Genomic DNA, 17702 nt, shown 5'->3' on the forward strand with positions numbered 1-17702 from the left:
GAGAACCGGAGGGAGGCTGCAGTAGAGATATTCGAATACATCGAGATCTTCTACAACAGAGAAAGGCTCCATTCAAGTCTGGGATACCGTACACCCGAGCAAATGGAAGAACTATTAAACTTTAAACCTTTAGCAGCTTAATCCTTTGTCCACTTTTTTGTTGCAAGTCCATACCATGCTCTTTTCGTGCTAAAGAATAAAGGGGAGTTTATTTTTTAGCTCCTTCCTCTATTGCGCTTTATTCTAATAAATGTAAAGAAAAGCTATTAGTCAGCACAGCACATGACAGTTAGCCACCTTAATAAGGTTAGATTTAACTAACAAACAAATATAAGATTCAGCAAGAATGCCAATTGAGCCAGCGTCATTACCAATACAGTCTAAAATCACTTAAGAAAATCAATATGGGAGAGAACCTACTTAAGAAGATGAGGCAAATACTGCCACTTCCCTTCGTCCTTTTAACTATTGTATGGGCTATAGCGCAGGAAGACCCCAGTGCTGAGTATGGTTTTATAAAGATATTTGATGGTAAGACACTTAAAGGTTGGGAGGGCGATCCCGCTTATTGGAAAGTAGAAAATGGTAATCTCGTAGGTGAAGTTACTCCTGATAAGCCTTTAAAGAACAACACTTTCATTATCTGGAGAGGAGGACAGACAACAGACTTTGAATTGAAAGGAGAGTTCCGCCTTACAGAAAGTGGTAACAGTGGTATTAATTACAGGAGTGTTGAAATAGACAGTGTTCCCTTCGCACTTACGGGGTACCAAGCTGATATAGACGGAAATAACCGATATACCGGACAGAACTATGAAGAGCGTGGAAGAACAACACTTGCATACCGCGGCCAGAGAGTAAAGGTATATTCCCCTCGTAATCAAACAAAATCATTAAAGGAGAATGTTAAAAACAATGCTTGGACAGCTACAAAAGTAACTGGCTCACTTGGTACTTCAGAGTCGTTAAAAGAACATATTAAAAGTGGTGATTGGAACGAGGTCCACTTAGTTGTAAAAGGCAACAAGTTGCAACACTATGTTAACGGCATCTTGATGAGTGAGGTAACAGACAACGACACTATTAACCGGAAACTTGCAGGAGTGTTGGGAATACAAGTACATGTTGGGCCGCCAATGAAAGTCGAATACCGAAACCTGCGATTGAAGCAATTGTAATGCATTGTATATTCTCTTATTGAAGTTATGGGATAATCCTTATAGTTACTTATAAATATCAGGACACCTCAGGACAGAACTGCCTATTATATAAATTAATTTAAGGTAAGTATTAATTAAGTCTTAACTGCAAGTTCGGATAGGGATTATTGTGTAGTTAGCTGAATGATCTGACCGCGCTATTATACAAAGAGTTGTTACTTATTTTTTTATACAAGTCTAACTTAAATAAAACAGGGATGAAGAACTATTTACTTGAAAAGGTGCGGTATTTGTTTATACTTCATCTTCTATTCCTTTCTGTTACCAGTGCACTTGCTCAAGGCGTTACTGTGCAGGGCAAGGTAACAGACGAAGGTGGTGCAGTTTTGCCTGGTGTAACCGTAGTTTTGAAAGGGACATCAATAGCTGCTCCCACTGGTGCTGATGGAGTCTATTCCATTAACGTACCTGATGGCAGTGGAACACTGATTTTTTCTTATATAGGATTTCAAAATAAGGAAGTACCGATCAATAATCGTTCTACTGTAAACGTACAACTAGGAGCTGATGCCAAAGCTTTAGAAGAAGTAGTGGTGGTAGGGTACGGGAGCCAGTTAAAAAAGGAAGTAACAGGAGCTGTACAGACGATAAGTACTAAAGAGATAAAAGACATACCCGTTTCCCAGGTAACTCAAAAAGTACAAGGGCGTGTTGCAGGAGTACAGATAAATCAGACGACTGGTAAGCCTGGACAAGGGATGTCAGTTAGGATTCGTGGGCAATTGTCTGTGACAGGAGGTAGCGATCCGCTATATGTGGTAGATGGCTTCCCGATTACAGGTAGTATAGGTGCTATCAACCCTGATGAAATACAGGAGATCACGATCTTAAAGGATGCCGCCTCTACTTCTCTCTATGGGTCGAGAGCGGCAAACGGGGTAGTGCTGATTACTACTAAAAAAGGTGCGGCAGGTCAAACAAATGTGAGCTTCAGTGCCTTTGCTGGTGTACAGCAAGTGCCGGAAAGGGGCAGAATTGACATGATGGATGCTGTTGAGTTTGCCCAGTTTAAAAAGGAGTACTATGAAGATGCAGGCCAACCTGTACCGGAGATTTTCCAGGATCCTTCTCAGTATGAAGGCAAAAATAATGATTGGTATGATGCTTTATTAAGAACGGCCCCTATTCGAAGCTATAATTTAACAGTTACGTCAAACAAAGACAAGCTAAACACGGCGTTAGTTGCCGGCATCTTCGATCAGGAAGGAGTGGTTTTAAATAATGAATACAAAAGGTATTCTGCGCGTTTAAATTCTGATTATGAAGTATCTGATAAAATAAGAATTGGGTTAAATGTTGCCCCTTCCTATGTCTTTGATAATACGCCGAGAACAGATGGTGACAGAGGAACTGGAATTCTTTTTAATGCGCTGCATACCTGGCCTATAATGCCTATCTACGACGAGAACGGTGAGTTAACCATGTTCAATAGGTTTCCGGCAAATACGGGCAACATTTACGCCTACCCCAACTGGGTGAGATCAGCAAATGAACTGGTGAACGAGACTGAAACAATCAATTTGCTTTCAAATGCTTACATCCAATACAAGCCAATAGATGGGCTCGTTCTCAAGTCCACTTTCAACGTTGAAACGATGAATTCTAAATTCATGTTTTTCAACCCTTCTACAGCAACGAGTAGTATCAATACACCTATACCGACCACAGCGGTTTCAGTTAGGGACAACCTTCAAACTTTTACCTGGCTAAATGAGAATCTTGCTACTTATTCGAAAAGCTTTGATGAGCATAGTTTTGAATTGTTGGGTGGTTTCACGAACCAACAATTCCGTTTTGATAGAACCCGGCTCCAGGCTGACACCTATGCAGATGACAGGCTGCCTACAGTTCAGGGAGCGATAAACATAAACAGGGGCGGTACCTACAGTGGTGTGGAGGAGTGGAGCCTGACATCATTTCTATCTAGACTCACTTACAATTATAAAGGTAAGTACCTTTTTAGCGCTGCTGTTCGAAGTGATGGTTCTTCCCGCTTTGGTGAAAATAACCGTTGGGGTATTTTCCCTTCTGCTTCAATAGGATGGGTTGTATCAGATGAGGATTTCTTACACGATATTGAACAAATATCTTTTGCGAAGATCAGAGCCAGTTATGGTGTGACAGGAAACAACAACATTGGTAATTATACACAATATGCACTTGTCAATAATACAGTGAACGCAGTGTTTGGCGACAACATAGCGCCTGGTGCAGCAGTTGTTTCTTTGGCTAATAACAATTTAGGTTGGGAGACCACAAAGCAATTCGATTTTGGCCTAGACTTGGGCTTGTTCAACGACAGAATACAGTTCATGTATGACTTTTATAAGAAGACAACCACCAACTTGCTTTATAGTGTGCAAGTACCCCAGGAATCGGGTTTTAGTAACTTTAACGACAACATTGGCGAAATCGATTTTTGGGGCCATGAGTTTGCACTATCTACAAGAAATATTGAGGGCAAACTTCTTTGGACAACCAATGCAAACATATCATTTAACCGGAACAAAGTCATAGCCCTGGCTGATGGGATTGATAGGGTGTACGGTACTTTCCATATAACACAGGTAGGGCAGCCTTTTGGTCAATTCTATGGCCTTATAGACGATGGGCTATACATGAATGAAGAGGATCTTAATAGTTCTCCGCAAGTTCCGGGTCGTTCAACAGTTGGTAGTATAAAGTTAAGAGATGTAAATGGTGATGGTATAATCACCTATGGTGGAGACAATGATGACCGTTCGATAATAGGGAACCCTTTCCCAAAGTTCACCTATGGTATCGTTAATAACTTTCAATACGGCAAGTTTGACCTGAGTATTGTAGGTTCGGGCTCGTACGGCAATCAACTCTTGGTTCGTCATTTATATAGTACAGCTAACTTGGATGGGGTTTTCAACATGGTAGATGATGTTAAGTATCGGTTCAGGTCAGAGGAAAACCCGGGGAAAGGAGTTTTTGGTACTACTGTCGGAGGAGGTAACGTAACAGGTATCGAGAGAGACTGGATGAGCAGCCACTTTATAGCTGATGCTTCCTATTTCACTATTAAAAACATAACGATTGGCTACACTCTTGGTGCTATCAGCAAGTTTATCAAATCAGCCAGAGTTTATACTTCTATTCAACAAGCCTGGGTATTTACAAATTATTGGGGTGGACCAAATCCCGAGACAAGTGCACAGGGAGATGGAAACGGAAACGGTGGTAACCTGAGCCAGGGAATAGATTTTTCCAATTATCCAGTTCCGCGCACCTTCACTCTTGGTGCTAATCTCAATTTCTAATCGGCTTGTCATAACTAAATGAATTTCCAATATCATTATGTGAAATAAAATGAAAAAAGGAATCATATTAACTTTTATTATAGGTGCTGTGCTCACTGGTTGTAAAGACGATTTCCTGGAAATAGTACCAGAGACCTCTTTGAGCTCGGCAACATTTTTCACCAAAGAAGCCGATTTCCAACAAGCTGTTAATGGCGCCTATGCTCCGTTACGGAGCATAGTAAATGACAGGGCTTGGCTTTTAGGTGAACTGCATTCTGATAATGCATACTATAATCGCAACCCATTGTTTGGAGCTACCGAACAGGAAGAAGACTTGGCTGATTTTGCTGTTCCTGCTGCAAATGGGGTAACCTCCAATGTACATGTACTTAACCAGTACCGGTTGGATTATCAGATCATAGCTAGGACAAACCAGATCCTAGCTTCTATTGATAATGTAGAGTTTAAAGCAGAATCGAAAAATAACATAAAAGGACAAGCATTATTTCTAAGGGCGTATGCTTATTTTGAATTGGCACGCTACTTCGGCAGTGTTCCTCTGCATTTAACTCCTGTAGCTAACCGGCAGGAAGCGGCATTGCCACTGTCACAAGAAGAAGAGGTTTATGCACAGATCATACAGGATGCCAGTGAGGCTATTCCTTTGTTGCCGCCTAAATCTCAGCAAGAAGCAGGGAGAGTTACATCGGGTGCGGCAAGAACTTTACTTGCAAATGTGTACATTGTACAAAAGAGATGGTCTGAAGCAGAGGCTCTGCTGAAGGAAGTAGTCAGCAGCAACGAGTATGATTTGATGCCTGATTATGCTGATGCCTTTTCTAATAATGCGAGTAACAAGAATAATATCGAATCGGTCTTTGAAGTACAATTCATGGAAGGAGCAGCAGGGCTTAACGGGAACTTCCTTTACCGTTTCTTGCCTCGCCCAATGAGTGTTGAGGAAGTGGTAGCTATTACCGGCACCTCTAATCCACAGCCGCTCGATATACAGGGGTACAATATTCCCACCCCTGATCTTATTGCAGCATATGAAGAGGGGGATGAAAGAGAAGAAGCTACTATTGCTTATACTACTATAAGCGGAAGTGCCCGGCAAAACAAGGTATTTCCGTATATTAAAAAGTATGCAAAAACTCATTCTCTGCATAATAACCACGGGATAAATTGGCCTGTATACCGGTATTCTGAAGTGCTACTTTTCTTAGCGGAGGCATTGGCCCAGCAGGGCAAAAGCGGTGAAGCTGAGACTTACCTGAATATTGTACGTAATCGCGCCGGTCTGGATGATTATTCAGGGGGTAACTTGCTAGAGGGTATTTACCATGAAAGAAGGGTAGAGTTAGCCTTTGAAAACAAACGCTGGTTCGACTTAGTCAGAACAGGCAGAGCAGTGGATGTAATTACCGCTTATGGAGAGAGAATTAAAGCAAATCCCCAGGATTACTACTATCCGGAAGGTGCTGCCCCTCGTCCACACGTTTTCAACAATATTAGTTTGTACTATGCTCTTCCGGCAGATGAGGCCGCTTTGAGCCCCCACTTTTAGCCTTTATGAACCACCGCTTTGTCGGTGAAGCTGGCTATTCTCGCCCAACACGCCAATCGAAAGGGTTTTATACTCTATTCGTTGGCGTGTTACTGGCTCGAAATGAGCATGCTTCCTGTGATGTTTAGCACCATTAACAAACTGAAGATTTGGCAGACTCAACTTGGAAAAACAAGATTTGTAATCCTGCTCAGGTAGGAGGTATCGAGACATCTGTGATAGATAATGGTCATGGGCGCGGAACCCGTATTGCATGGGTCAATACCGGAACAGGTTTACGCTATAAGGTAGTGATTGACCGGGCAATGGATGTGGCTGATGCCTTCTACAATCAGCACAGCCTTGCCTGGTTAAGCTATTTAGGTGTTACCCCGCCAGAGCCATTCTCGAACAGAGGAGCGGATTGGCTAAGAACATTTGGAGGAGGGCTACTCGTTACGTGTGGTTTAACCCACACTGGAGGCCCGGAGGCGGATGCTTATGGCGAGCGTGGCCTGCACGGACAAGTAAGCAACATCCCTGCGGAAATCGAGTCAGTAATTCAGCCCGATCCCTTAGTTGGTAAAATGGAGATGAGCATTACGGGGAGGATAAAACAAACGCAGCTGTTTGGGCCTAATCTGGAGTTAAGACGAACAATATCAGGGAAGATCGGTCAAGCAACTCTCACAATCCATGATGAAGTAATAAACCGGGGCAATACACCTGCCCCTCACATGCTTCTTTATCATTTCAACTTTGGCTGGCCCTTAATAGATGCCGGCACCGACATTATTTGGCAAGGGGAGTGGAGGTCGCGGGAGGGGGAGCCAAACAATATAATATTTAGGGAGGGTAATAACTTCCGCAAGTGCCCTAGCCCCTTAACCGAGCATAACGGCACTGGCGAGGAAGCAGCTTTCATTAACGTGACGCCTAACAAAGCGGGGCAATGCATATGTGGGTTTCATAACTCTAAAATCGGTGTTGCCCTTACACTGCGTTTTCAGAAAGAGCAATTGCCTTGGTTAACGAACTGGCAGCATTGGGGAGAGGGTGAGTACGTCACGGGACTTGAACCTGGTACAAATCCGCCTATAGGACAGGCAAAGGCACGGGAGCAAGGCGAACTTATATACATAGCACCGGGAGAGTGCCGGACATATGATCTAGAAATAGAAGTGTTGAGAGATGAAGCCGTAATAAGGGACTTTTTAAGGAATAATTTAAGCTAACCATAACAGAAAAGTAATGGAAACACTAGAAAAAGTAAGTTTGGCTGTGAAGGCTTTAGAGCAGGGCAAAGGTATCCTTCGATTAGCTCCAACTTGGGTACCTCGTTCGTTTTGTGTGCCAGGACGAAGAATAAAGTTACACCCGGACGATTACTATGTGCTGGGTGGAGAGCGTGGCGGTATTGATGAACGCTGGCTTTCTTCAACTACACCAGCGAAAAACGGTCCGCTTACTGGAGAGAATGAAGGCTTAAGTGCTGTCGTATTTAACGATGGTGGAAAAGAAGAAAAGTTCCTACTAAGGGATGCCATTGATGAGCTGAAGGGCGAGGTAATAGGTGACCGCTTGTGGAATGAGTATGGCAGTTGGCCTATGTACTCCAAGTTCTTTGATAATATGGGACCTTTGCCCCATCACGTGCACCACAACGACGAGCATGCAAAGCTAATCGGCCAGTTGGGTAAACCAGAGGCTTACTACTTCCCGCCGCAGCTTAATAACCATGGAGGTGATTTCCCCTACACATTTTTTGGCATTACACCCGGCACACCTAAAGAAAGGATCCGTGAGTGTCTTGAAAACTTCTCTAAAGGCGACAACAAGATAACGAACTATTCACAGGCCTATCGTCTAGAGCCGGGCACAGGCTGGGATGTGCCGCCAGGACTATTGCATGCCCCAGGTAGTATGTGTACTTATGAACCTCAGAAAGCATCGGATGTATTTGCAATGTATCAGTCTTTAGTGAACGAGGCCATCATACCAGAACAACTATTATGGAATGGTACCCCTGCTGATAGAATAGGTGACTACGATCAGCTACTGGAGGTACTGGACTGGGAGTTGAACCTCGATCCTAATATGATGGATAACCGGTTTATGGCTCCCACGCCTGTAAGGCCTTTAGAAGAAATGGAAGCCGAAGGTTATATCGAAAACTGGGTGTGCTATAAGTCCGACGCCTTCAGTGCGAAAGAACTTACGATACTCCCAGGAGCAACAGTAACGATCAAAGATAGCGCTGCTTATGGCCTGATCATGATGCAGGGCCATGGTAAGATGGGGGTGTGGAACATAGAGACTCCTGCTCTAATCCGTTACGGACAGTTGACCAACGATGAATTCTTCGTGAGTGAAAAAGCGGCCATGGCGGGTATTAAAATCGCTAATGCATCTACAACAGACCCTATCGTGATGCTGAAACATTTTGGCCCAGGTAATCCTGATCTAGTATTGTAGCAGAAAAGCATCTTACTATAAGCTTGTTGAACCTACGCTAATTGGTACTCTTCGGACGCCAACTTAAGTGTAGCCAACATCGATAAAGTTCTGGTTTTGACAAAACTGCAACGCGTAGCATCTCTCAAATATTAGAACCTGTTTTTTTTAAACTGATATAATTTATTGGCTTATGAACGAGAACAACTATCCAAAATTGCACAATGCTACATGGCCTGGTATAGTGGGAAAAGGTCCTGATTCGGAGCCTCCAATCTCTTTTGATACCATGCTTGAAATGACCGCTGCTGCCGAAGTAGACGGAATAAAGTTTGATGGCGTTGACATAGGTCTTTTTGAGCCGCACATTAATATAGATAACACAGGAGATGGCATAAAAAGATTAGTAGATAAAGTGTCTTCTCTAGATCTAGAGATAGGTACACTTGTCGCGCCTATCTGGGGAGGACCTGCGATGGGTACTAAAGAAGAGCGTGCCCAGTTTGTAGAACAGGTTCGGAAATCCTGCATATTTGGTAGCAAGTTACGCGAACTCGGTGTTCGTCCTCACGGGGTTATCCGCATCGATTCTGCCAGTACACCGCAGCGTTGGGCCCTTGATCCGGAAAATAGTACAAAGATGATTGCCCAGACTTTCCGTGAAGCCTGCGATGTAGCAGCTGACTACGGAGAGAAACTTGCAGCCGAGGGCGAAATCTGCTGGGGCGGTATGCATAGCTGGAGAACCATGATAGATACGCTGGAGGCTGTCGGACGCCCTAACATTGGCTTTCAGGCCGATATGTCTCATACCCTGCTTTACTTATTGGGATACAACAGGCCAGAAGACCGCATTCTGCCTGTTGACTTCGACTGGAGTGACCGTGGAGCACTGACACAGGGGCTTGTAACGTTGACAAATGCACTTCGTCCCTGGACAATAGACTTCCATGTAGCCCAGAATGATGGTACCGTACACGGCACAGGTTCACACGACAAAACAGGACGCCATTGCCTGGCATCAGACCCTAATGGGAAGCTGGATATTGCCAGGGATGCAGGTTACTGGTTGCGGGATGAGAAAGGAGAGCTAACCAAAGCCTTCAAACATATTTGTTGGGATGGATGCATGTTTTCCAATGAAGTGATGATGCAGCAACAGACCTGGAAAGATATTCTTTCGGCTATGATAAAAGTGCGCCAGTTGCACGGCTGGTATGAGCCAGAGAAACAGCTTATGGCTGATACTGTTCAATAAACACTTAAAAAGCGTAAAAATGGAAAACAATAAAAAGTTGAGAATAGGTCTGATCGGAACCGGCTTCATGGCTCGGACACATTCCAATGGCTACAATCGCGTTAAAAACTTCTTCCCGGAACTGGAGTTTTCCCCCGTCTTAAAGGCTGTTTGCTCCCGCAACGGAGAAAAAGTGAAGGCATTTGCCGAACAATGGGGGTATGAATCAACAGAAACCGATTGGAGAGCAGTTGTTGCCCGAGATGACATCGATGCGGTGGATATTTGCACACCAAACGACATGCATGCTGAGATTGCGATTGCTGCTGCAGAGGCGGGAAAAATGGTTCTTTGTGAGAAACCTCTTGCCAGAACGCTAGCAGAGGCAAAGCAAATGGTGGATGCCATTGAGAAGGCAGGTGTTAAGAACACGGTATGGTACAATTACCGCCGCGTGCCTGCAGTAACACTGGCTAAACAGATTGTTGATTCGGGTAAGCTTGGAAGAATATTCCATTACAGGGCAAACTTCCTACAGGACTGGACGATTAATGCTAGTCTGCCGCAGGGTGGTGCTGCAACATGGCGTTTAGATGCAGATGCAGCTGGTTCTGGTGTTACAGGAGATCTTCTTGCCCATTGTATTGACACAGCTATGTGGCTAAACGGAGGTATTAAAGACGTGTCTGCCGTTACCGAGACCTTTATTAAAGAGCGTGTGCATCAATCAACCGGGAAAATGCAGAAAGTCAGCATCGATGATGCCTGTGCCTTTTTCTGTCACTTTGATAATGGGTCATTAGGGCTTTTTGAATCAACTCGTTATGCACGTGGGCACAAAGCGCTATATACCTTTGAGATCAATGGAGAAAACGCGTCTATTCGATGGGATCTGCACGACCTGAACCGCCTGGAGTACTTCGATAATGCTGACGATTCTATCGTTAAGGGCTGGAGCTCCATTCATGTTACAGATGGTGACCAACCTTATATGGATAAATGGTGGGTTCCCGGCCTCTCCATTGGCTATGAACATACCTTTGTTCATCAGGTAGCGGATTTTCTGAAAAGCCTGGAAAGAGGTGGGGTATGTTCTCCAAACTTTAGAGAGGCACTTGAAACACAGAAAGTATGCCAGGCAGTTCTGGAGTCAGCATCTGCAGGGAGCTGGAAAAACACAGACGTCGAATGGCGTAAAAAGCAGGAAACTGAAAAGGAGGCGATGCTAAGTGAAGAAGTGTAGCTAACCTGTATCCTATAGTATGAAGCTGTTGAGACATGATCGTTTGTTGCTAAATGGTCATGTCTCAACAGCTTTTTTGTTTATCGTTTCCCTAAATGCAGCTTTCGTTATGGTGCCTTTTCATCGTTCTGCTTTCTTACTGCTCCTGGTCTCCAATTTATAATTACCTGTTACGGGCGTACCCCCTGCCTTAAAGACAATTAGTGACGCTGATTGAAGGTGGATAGTACTTCTACCTAATGCGCTTGGTGATCAAGGTTATCTCTACTACCTCCTGAGCTAGACTGTAGTCTTTGCCAACGCTGCCCTTCAACTTAACTACGGGGTATATATCCATTTTCTTCTATCATAAACCTCTCTTTGATTACGCTGGCGCCGTCTATCTTAATGATACAAGAAAAGCTTCTTCTGGTCATTGCGCCATAGGTGTCTTGGCTATCGACCCAGGAATCTACTTGATATCTTTTATCCCCCAGATACTTTATATGCTTTAGCTTTTCTTTTGTAGTAGGGAACTCAGCCGTGCGAGGTTCCTGGAGAGAGGCAATCACAAAGTCAGTTGCTGAATTATACGCTTGTAGCTTGCCCGAAGTACTGTCACTCGCATGCACAACCTTATAATCAGTATCTACTTTTGCTGCGCTTTCTTTTTGGCCATTGGCTTCACCCCTGGAACCATGTTGTCGTGAGCCCCAAACAAATAAACCAGAAAGGGCTATCAAGGCAGCAAGCATGTATAATTTTTTCATTCTGAAGCAGCTTGTTTAACAGTAATATAAGAGATGGGAAGGAAATAAAAAATTGGTAGGGTTTTAAAATGTATAGCGAAGCATTAGCTATAGAGGTCATTATCTTAAATGATAAGTTGTATTTCGGACGAGCAACTGTTCTCATAGTATTGGACTGAGCAGCCTCGGAATAGTTTCTCCTCAGACAAGGCTTATTGTAAGGCAGTAGAACGGAATCGGGCGGAACATAAACGTAAAGCAAAGTCACAAACCAATTGAGACGCTTAGAGAGGCTCATGTTTAACAGTTAGTCTGTCTTCTTATAGCTTTTGTTATACGTTTTCCTCGCACTTGTTGCTACTTACTCTCCTGTCTTATAGGCTCAAAGATTTGTATGTCAATCTTTTTGTCATCATAGCCGAAAGGTGCTAATAATCAAGACAGTTCATGACAGTTTACTGAGGTAGATGCCTAACTTTAACTAAGATTAGTGAACTTATGACAGCAGAAGCTATGAAAGGGAAAGCCACATTCACGCTTAAAGTACCCAGTGTAATAGTAATTGGCGTACTAACGCTTCAGTTTACCCTGCTAAACCCACCTGCATTAAAGGTTGAAAAAGGTTCACATATCGTCTTAATCGGCAACAATCTTGGCTCAAGGATGCTGAACTATGGGCATTTCGAAACTGAGATGCACCTGCGTTACCCAGACAGTTTATTGTATATCCGTAACATGAGTGACGGTGGAAACACGCCTGGGTTCAGACCCCATGCAGGGCGTGCGTCACCTTGGGCATTCTCTGGCGCTGAGAAGTTTCAGACTGAGCTTGCCAGGAGTTCAGGTAGTGAAGGTCATTTTGAAACGGAGGATGAGTGGCTCACCCGGCTTAAGGCAGATATCATTATTGCGTTCTTTGGCTATAACGAATCATTTCAGGGACCGGAAGGGCTTGAAAATTATAAAGCAGAGCTGGATGCTTTCATCAAACATACCCTGAGCCAAAACTACAATGGAGATTCCTCTACGCAACTCGCCATTGTGTCGCCCATCGCCTTCGAAGACCTTGCTGAACGATACGATCTTCCGAACGGGGAACAGGAGAACGTAAACCTCAAGCTATATGCAGAGGCTATGCAAGAGGTGGCAGCTAAAAACAATGTACACTTTGTAGATGCTTATACGCCCACTAAAAAATGGTTTGATGCTAGTAAAGAGCCTCTGACAATTGATGGATCTCAGCTTACCGATGCCGGTTATGAAAGGTTCTCAAAACTACTAGCTGACAAGGTCTTTGGCAAGGCTACTCCAAAAGCTGAAGCGCATCGAGCCTTAGTTCGGGCAGCAGTTCTTGAAAAGAACTGGATGTGGCATAATGACTTTAAAATTCCGAATGGTGTGCATGTTTTCGGCCGCCGCTACAATCCATTTGGTCCGGACAACTACCCCGCAGAGCTTGCTAAAATCCGTGAAATGACGGCTATCAGGGATGAGGCCATCCGGAGAGCGGCTAAAGGGGAAAAGATGGATGTAGCTGCTGCGGATCAAAAAACGACGAAACTGCCCCCGGTAGAAACAAATTATGATCCAGAGGAGAACGGCAGTACGGAGTACCTTTATGGTCAGGATGCGCTGGATAAACTGCATGTTGCACCAGGTTACAAAATTGAGCTCTTCGCTTCTGAAAAAGAGTTTGCCGATCTGGCAAACCCCGTCCAGCTTTCCTTTGATAATAAAGGCCGTCTCTGGGTGGCAACCATGCCAAGTTACCCGCACTACAAACCAGGCGATGCGAGGCCAAACGATAAACTCATTATTCTGGAAGATACGAATAAGGACGGTAAAGCAGATAAGCAAACCACCTTTGCGGATAGCTTGCACCTTCCTGTAGGCTTTGAGCTTGCACCAGAAGGGGTATATGTTTCACAGGGTACAAACCTTATGCTCTACACCGACACGGACGGTGACGACAAGGCAGATAAAAAAGAAATCCTTTTGAGTGGTTTTGATGACCATGACACACACCACGCACACGGCGCATACACCGCAGACCCATCTGGTGCTATTTACATGGGCGAAGGGGTTTTCCTCCATACAAATGTGGAAACTTCTTACGGACCAGTTCGTGGTACAAACGGAGGTTTCTACCGGTATAACCCACAGCGACGTCAGCTTGAGCGTACTGCCCAGCTTTCAATCCCCAATCCCTGGGGTATTGCGTTTGATGAGTGGGGAGAGAACTTCTTTGCAGAGACCTCTAGCCCGGATGTGCGCTGGATGATGCCAGGAACCGTTAAGCCAAGATATGGCGTGGCTACCCACAAATCAGTTCAGTTAATTGAAGATAAGCACTTGGTGCGTCCTACTTCAGGCTTGGAGTTCGTCTCGAGCCGTCACTTTCCAAATGAAGTGCAGGGAGATATGCTGATTAATAACACCATTGGCTATCTAGGCATGAAACAACATATGATGGTTGATGATGGCACCGGCTATAAGAGCAAGCACCGACAAGACCTCGTACAGGGAGACGACAGGAACTTTCGCCCGGTAGACATGGAGTTTGCACCGGATGGTTCTCTCTATCTCGTTGACTGGCACAACGTACTGATAGGGCACATGCAGCACAATGCACGCGATCCACTCCGCGACCACGTGCATGGCCGTATTTACCGCATCACCTATCCGTCACGGCCGTTGGTGGCGCCAGCCAAGGTAGCAGGTGCAAGCATCAACGAGCTGTTAGATAACCTGAAGCTCCCTGAGTTCAGGACCCGTTACCGTACCCGGCGAGAGCTCCGGGGACGCAAGGCACCTGAAGTGCTACCTCAACTTAGGACATGGACTGCTAACCTGGACAAGAACGATGCTAGGTATGAGCACCACCTGCTGGAAGCCCTGTGGGTAAGCTGGGGCCTAAACCAGGTGGATGAAACCCTGCTTCGGAAGTTGCTTAAAGCCAAAGATTACCGGGCCCGCGCCGCGGCCATACGCGTGCTTCGCTACACAGGGCACCAGGTGGCAGATCAGGCGGATTTACTCATGGAGGCAGCAAGGGATGAGCATGGCCGTGTCCGCCTGGAAGCGATTGTAGCGGCCTCCTGGCTGGGCAAGGACGAGGGGCTGCCGATTGTGATGGAAGCTGGTAAAAAACCTCTTGATGAATGGATGGTGCATGCCCATGAAACAGCACTGGCACATTTAAGTGGACGTGAGGTGGAAGAGAAAAAAGAAGTGCTTGCTAAAACGGATCTTAAAGGCGCTGAACGTGACCTTTTCATTAAAGGGGAGGCAATCTATGCCCGTGAAGGCTTCTGCGGTACTTGCCATCAGCCAGACGCGAAAGGACTTTCCGCCTCTGGCTTTCCACCACTTACCGGTACTAAATGGGTATCAGGCAGCGATGAACGCCTGATTAAACTTGTGTTGAATGGGCTCCATGGCCCTATAAAGGTGCTGGGGAAAGAGTATCCCGGTCAAGTACCTATGACTCCTTTTGGAGGGATGCTGAAGGACGAAGAAGTAGCAGCTGTGCTAACTTATGTTCGAAATTCCTTCGGCAACAAAGCATCTGCTATCTCTCCGGATAAAGTGAGACAAGTGCGGGAGGCCACGAAAAACAAAACAGGTTTCTATTCTCCTGAAGAGTTGCTCAAACAACATCCTATGGAGGAGTAAGTGCGTTCGCCATAAAGATCAGTTTAAACCCAGTGTATACTTCTTGTTTTGTCTATGAATGATTTGAAAAACATAGTGTGCTTGGCCTTGCTTTGCCTGGTAGTGCAGTGCGCATTCTATAGCTGTGCACAGTCGATAAGCACCACAAATGCTGAAAAACCGCTTGTGGTGTTTGTTACCGGCGACCATGAATACAGCAGCGAAGCCACCATGCCGCTCATCGCTGCTGAGCTGGAAAAGAACTATGGTATGGGTACCATCGTGTTAAAATCATCGCCGGATCACACTTCGGAAGAAAATATACCAGGACTGGAAGCCTTAAAAGAGGCGGACCTGGCCGTGTTCTTCCTGCGGTGGCGCCGTTTACCAGCCGACCAGGTAAAACTTATTGAAGATTATCTGAAGACCGGAAAGCCAGTAGTCGGTTTCCGAACCACTACGCATGCCTTTAACTATCCGAAGGGGCATGCGTTGGAAAAATGGAATGCCTTTGGTGAAGTTGCCTTTAACTCGCCTCCGGGCTGGGGCGGCAAAGCGAACCACACGCACTATGGGCATGAATCCAGCACTGAGGTGTCAGTTATTCCAGAGGCTAGCGGAAACCCCATTCTGACCGGGGTCGATAAGAATTTCCACGCAGCATCCTGGTTATACACCGTCTTACCTGATTATCCTTCAAACGGGTCTGACTGGTTGTTAATGGGGCACGCCGTTAACCCGGATAAAGAGGCTATCGATCACCCGGTAGCATGGACAGGAGAAAACACCTACGGTGGTAAAGCTTTCATGACCACTTTAGGCCATCCCGGAGATTTTAACCTGGAGCCTTTCCAGCGCCTGGTAATCAATGCCATTCATTGGGGGGCAGGCAAACCGGTCCCTGAGAATTGGGCAGGGAAAATAGCCATGGACGTTCCTTACCATGGGCTTTAAAACTGATGTGGTAATAGCGCACAGGTTATGAGTTTCTGTAAAGGATTGGTTTGGCCGCATCTTTTTGTGTTCCTGACTTAAGCTCTAAACTTAGTTTTAAACAACCTCATGAACTGCAATGAATAAGATAGGATTTAACTTGCTGGCTTGGTCGGCAGTAGTGTCGGATGAGTTGATGCCTATTGCCGATCGATTGAAAACAATCGGATATGATGGCATAGAGTGTCTTATAGGTTCACCAGATAAAGTTGCGTATAAGCGGCTAGGGAATCACGTCCGGAATATTGGCATGGAGGCAACCTGTGTTTTTGTGGTCGGGAAGGATGATAACCCTATCAGCGATGCCGCTGCTGTCAGGACCAAAGGACTGGAGCGTATTAAATGGGCTATAGACCGTGCCCACGATATGCAGGCGAAGGTAATTTGCGGTCCTTTTCATTCGGCTCATGCCACTTTTGCGCGCCGTGCTCCTGAAGACCGAGAATTTGGCTGGAGCGCCGAGGTGCTGCATGCTGCCGGGGAGTATGCAGCTCAGGCCGATATCACGTTGGCTTTAGAGGCGCTTAACCGTTTTGAGTGCTATTTGTGTAACACCATGAGGCAGTTGACACAATTGGTTAGGAGGGTGGATCATCCCAACGTGAAAGCAATGTTTGATACGCACCACGCTAACATCGAAGAGAAGAAGTTTGATAAGGCCATTCAAGACATAGCGCCTGTGCTGGCGCATGTGCACATCAGCGAGAACGACCGCGGCACACCAGGTGATGGTCATATAGACTTTGATGCAGTCTTTTCAGCTCTAGCCGATGTAAGTTACTCCGGCTGGATCACCATTGAGGCCTTTTCCAGGAATGATCCTGATTTTGCCAATTCAATTGGCGTATGGCGTGAATACTCAACACCTTGGGATATAGCAGAAAACGGTTTGACGCTTATCAATCAAATGTGCCTGAAGCATGGTTTGGATAAGCATGTGACCGTTAATTACGTCCGTTAGTGTTTTGTATAGTTGTTATGTAACTTATGAATAAATCAATAACTTATGTTGTGTTTTGACATAGCTCGTGAACAAAGTCGAGTAAACCTATGAAGGTCAGGTCGGTCACATAGTTAAAGAAATGGCAAAGAAGGAAGTTCTGGCATCCTGCACATATACTCATGTGCGGGAGATAAAACCTACATTAACCACTTAGAGCCAACTTGGAGAGAAGAGAACAAAACTAGGCCCTTCTCCGACGATGGAATGGAACAAAACAGTCAGTAGAGAAGCATAGTGGACCAGCCTTACGTTAGAGGCACGGAAAAAGGAGCTCTATGTTGCTTTCACTTTAATTCGCCTAATACTTCCATATTTAAAACTTCTAAACCCAAATCCAATGAACGACAACATTAAC

The 17702-nt window shown here is 45.2% G+C and carries 12 protein-coding genes; 11 read left to right on the forward strand and 1 reads right to left on the reverse strand.

Annotation, left to right across the window (positions count from 1 at the left end; all coding sequences use genetic code 11):
* The 8 genes from CHB92_RS24685 to CHB92_RS24720 all read left to right on the forward strand — a co-directional run.
* Positions 1-141, forward strand: a 141-nt coding sequence (locus CHB92_RS24685; RefSeq protein ID WP_144266320.1) for an IS3 family transposase, incomplete at its 5' end; no start/stop codon positions are given.
* A gap of 263 nt (positions 142-404) precedes the next feature.
* A complete protein-coding gene (locus CHB92_RS24690; protein WP_089321913.1) occupies positions 405-1178 on the forward strand; it encodes a 3-keto-disaccharide hydrolase in 774 nt (257 codons plus the stop codon).
* 239 nt (positions 1179-1417) lie between these two features.
* On the forward strand, positions 1418-4507 hold the full coding sequence (locus CHB92_RS24695; protein WP_089321914.1) for a SusC/RagA family TonB-linked outer membrane protein: 3090 nt from the start codon (positions 1418-1420) through the stop codon (positions 4505-4507).
* 49 nt (positions 4508-4556) lie between these two features.
* A complete protein-coding gene (locus tag CHB92_RS24700) occupies positions 4557-6056 on the forward strand; it encodes a RagB/SusD family nutrient uptake outer membrane protein (RefSeq protein ID WP_089321915.1) in 1500 nt (499 codons plus the stop codon).
* 149 nt (positions 6057-6205) lie between these two features.
* Positions 6206-7270, forward strand: a complete 1065-nt coding sequence (locus tag CHB92_RS24705) for an aldose 1-epimerase family protein (protein ID WP_089321916.1) — start codon at positions 6206-6208, stop codon at positions 7268-7270.
* Between the two features lie 16 nt (positions 7271-7286).
* The gene (locus CHB92_RS24710) at positions 7287-8510 is read left to right on the forward strand and encodes a class I mannose-6-phosphate isomerase (protein WP_089321917.1); all 1224 of its coding nucleotides are present in this window, start codon (positions 7287-7289) and stop codon (positions 8508-8510) included.
* A 172-nt stretch (positions 8511-8682) separates the two neighbouring features.
* Positions 8683-9747: a sugar phosphate isomerase/epimerase family protein gene (locus CHB92_RS24715; protein ID WP_089321918.1), complete on the forward strand. Its 1065-nt coding sequence runs from the start codon at positions 8683-8685 to the stop codon at positions 9745-9747.
* 19 nt (positions 9748-9766) lie between these two features.
* Entirely contained in the window at positions 9767-10969 is a 1203-nt protein-coding gene (locus tag CHB92_RS24720; RefSeq protein WP_089321919.1) for a Gfo/Idh/MocA family protein, read from the forward strand.
* 314 nt (positions 10970-11283) lie between these two features.
* Here CHB92_RS24720 and CHB92_RS24725 read toward each other — a convergent pair whose 3' ends face one another.
* Positions 11284-11718 carry a hypothetical protein gene (locus CHB92_RS24725; RefSeq protein ID WP_089321920.1) on the reverse strand — a complete coding sequence of 145 codons (435 nt, stop codon included), beginning with the start codon at positions 11716-11718 and terminating at the stop codon, positions 11284-11286.
* Between the two features lie 477 nt (positions 11719-12195).
* On the opposite strand from CHB92_RS24725, the gene CHB92_RS24730 reads away from it, so the two are divergent.
* From CHB92_RS24730 to CHB92_RS24740, 3 genes are all read left to right on the forward strand, one after another.
* Positions 12196-15372 (forward strand): PVC-type heme-binding CxxCH protein, encoded by a 3177-nt coding sequence (locus CHB92_RS24730; RefSeq protein WP_089321921.1) that lies wholly within the window; start codon positions 12196-12198, stop codon positions 15370-15372.
* Positions 15373-15426: 54 nt separating this feature from the next.
* Positions 15427-16305, forward strand: coding sequence for a ThuA domain-containing protein (locus CHB92_RS24735; RefSeq protein WP_089321922.1), 879 nt, complete (start codon positions 15427-15429; stop codon positions 16303-16305).
* Positions 16306-16423: 118 nt separating this feature from the next.
* Positions 16424-17305, forward strand: coding sequence for a sugar phosphate isomerase/epimerase family protein (locus tag CHB92_RS24740; protein WP_089321923.1), 882 nt, complete (start codon positions 16424-16426; stop codon positions 17303-17305).
* Positions 17306-17702 lie beyond the last annotated feature (397 nt).

It is taken from the genome of Pontibacter ummariensis (genome assembly GCF_900188175.1).
GTDB lineage: Bacteria > Bacteroidota > Bacteroidia > Cytophagales > Hymenobacteraceae > Pontibacter > Pontibacter ummariensis.

Bases quoted from the DNA above. Each gene is read 5' to 3' on its own strand.
- CHB92_RS24715 (WP_089321918.1), top strand. From the start codon at position 8,683: ATGAACGAGAACAACTATCCAAAATTGCACAATGCTACATGGCCTGGT.
- CHB92_RS24740 (WP_089321923.1), top strand. From the start codon at position 16,424: ATGAATAAGATAGGATTTAACTTGCTGGCTTGGTCGGCAGTAGTGTCG.
- CHB92_RS24695 (WP_089321914.1), top strand. From the start codon at position 1,418: ATGAAGAACTATTTACTTGAAAAGGTGCGGTATTTGTTTATACTTCAT.
- CHB92_RS24735 (WP_089321922.1), top strand. From the start codon at position 15,427: ATGAATGATTTGAAAAACATAGTGTGCTTGGCCTTGCTTTGCCTGGTA.
- CHB92_RS24710 (WP_089321917.1), top strand. From the start codon at position 7,287: ATGGAAACACTAGAAAAAGTAAGTTTGGCTGTGAAGGCTTTAGAGCAG.
- CHB92_RS24720 (WP_089321919.1), top strand. From the start codon at position 9,767: ATGGAAAACAATAAAAAGTTGAGAATAGGTCTGATCGGAACCGGCTTC.
- CHB92_RS24730 (WP_089321921.1), top strand. From the start codon at position 12,196: ATGACAGCAGAAGCTATGAAAGGGAAAGCCACATTCACGCTTAAAGTA.
- CHB92_RS24725 (WP_089321920.1), bottom strand. From the start codon at position 11,718: ATGAAAAAATTATACATGCTTGCTGCCTTGATAGCCCTTTCTGGTTTA.
- CHB92_RS24700 (WP_089321915.1), top strand. From the start codon at position 4,557: ATGAAAAAAGGAATCATATTAACTTTTATTATAGGTGCTGTGCTCACT.
- CHB92_RS24690 (WP_089321913.1), top strand. From the start codon at position 405: ATGGGAGAGAACCTACTTAAGAAGATGAGGCAAATACTGCCACTTCCC.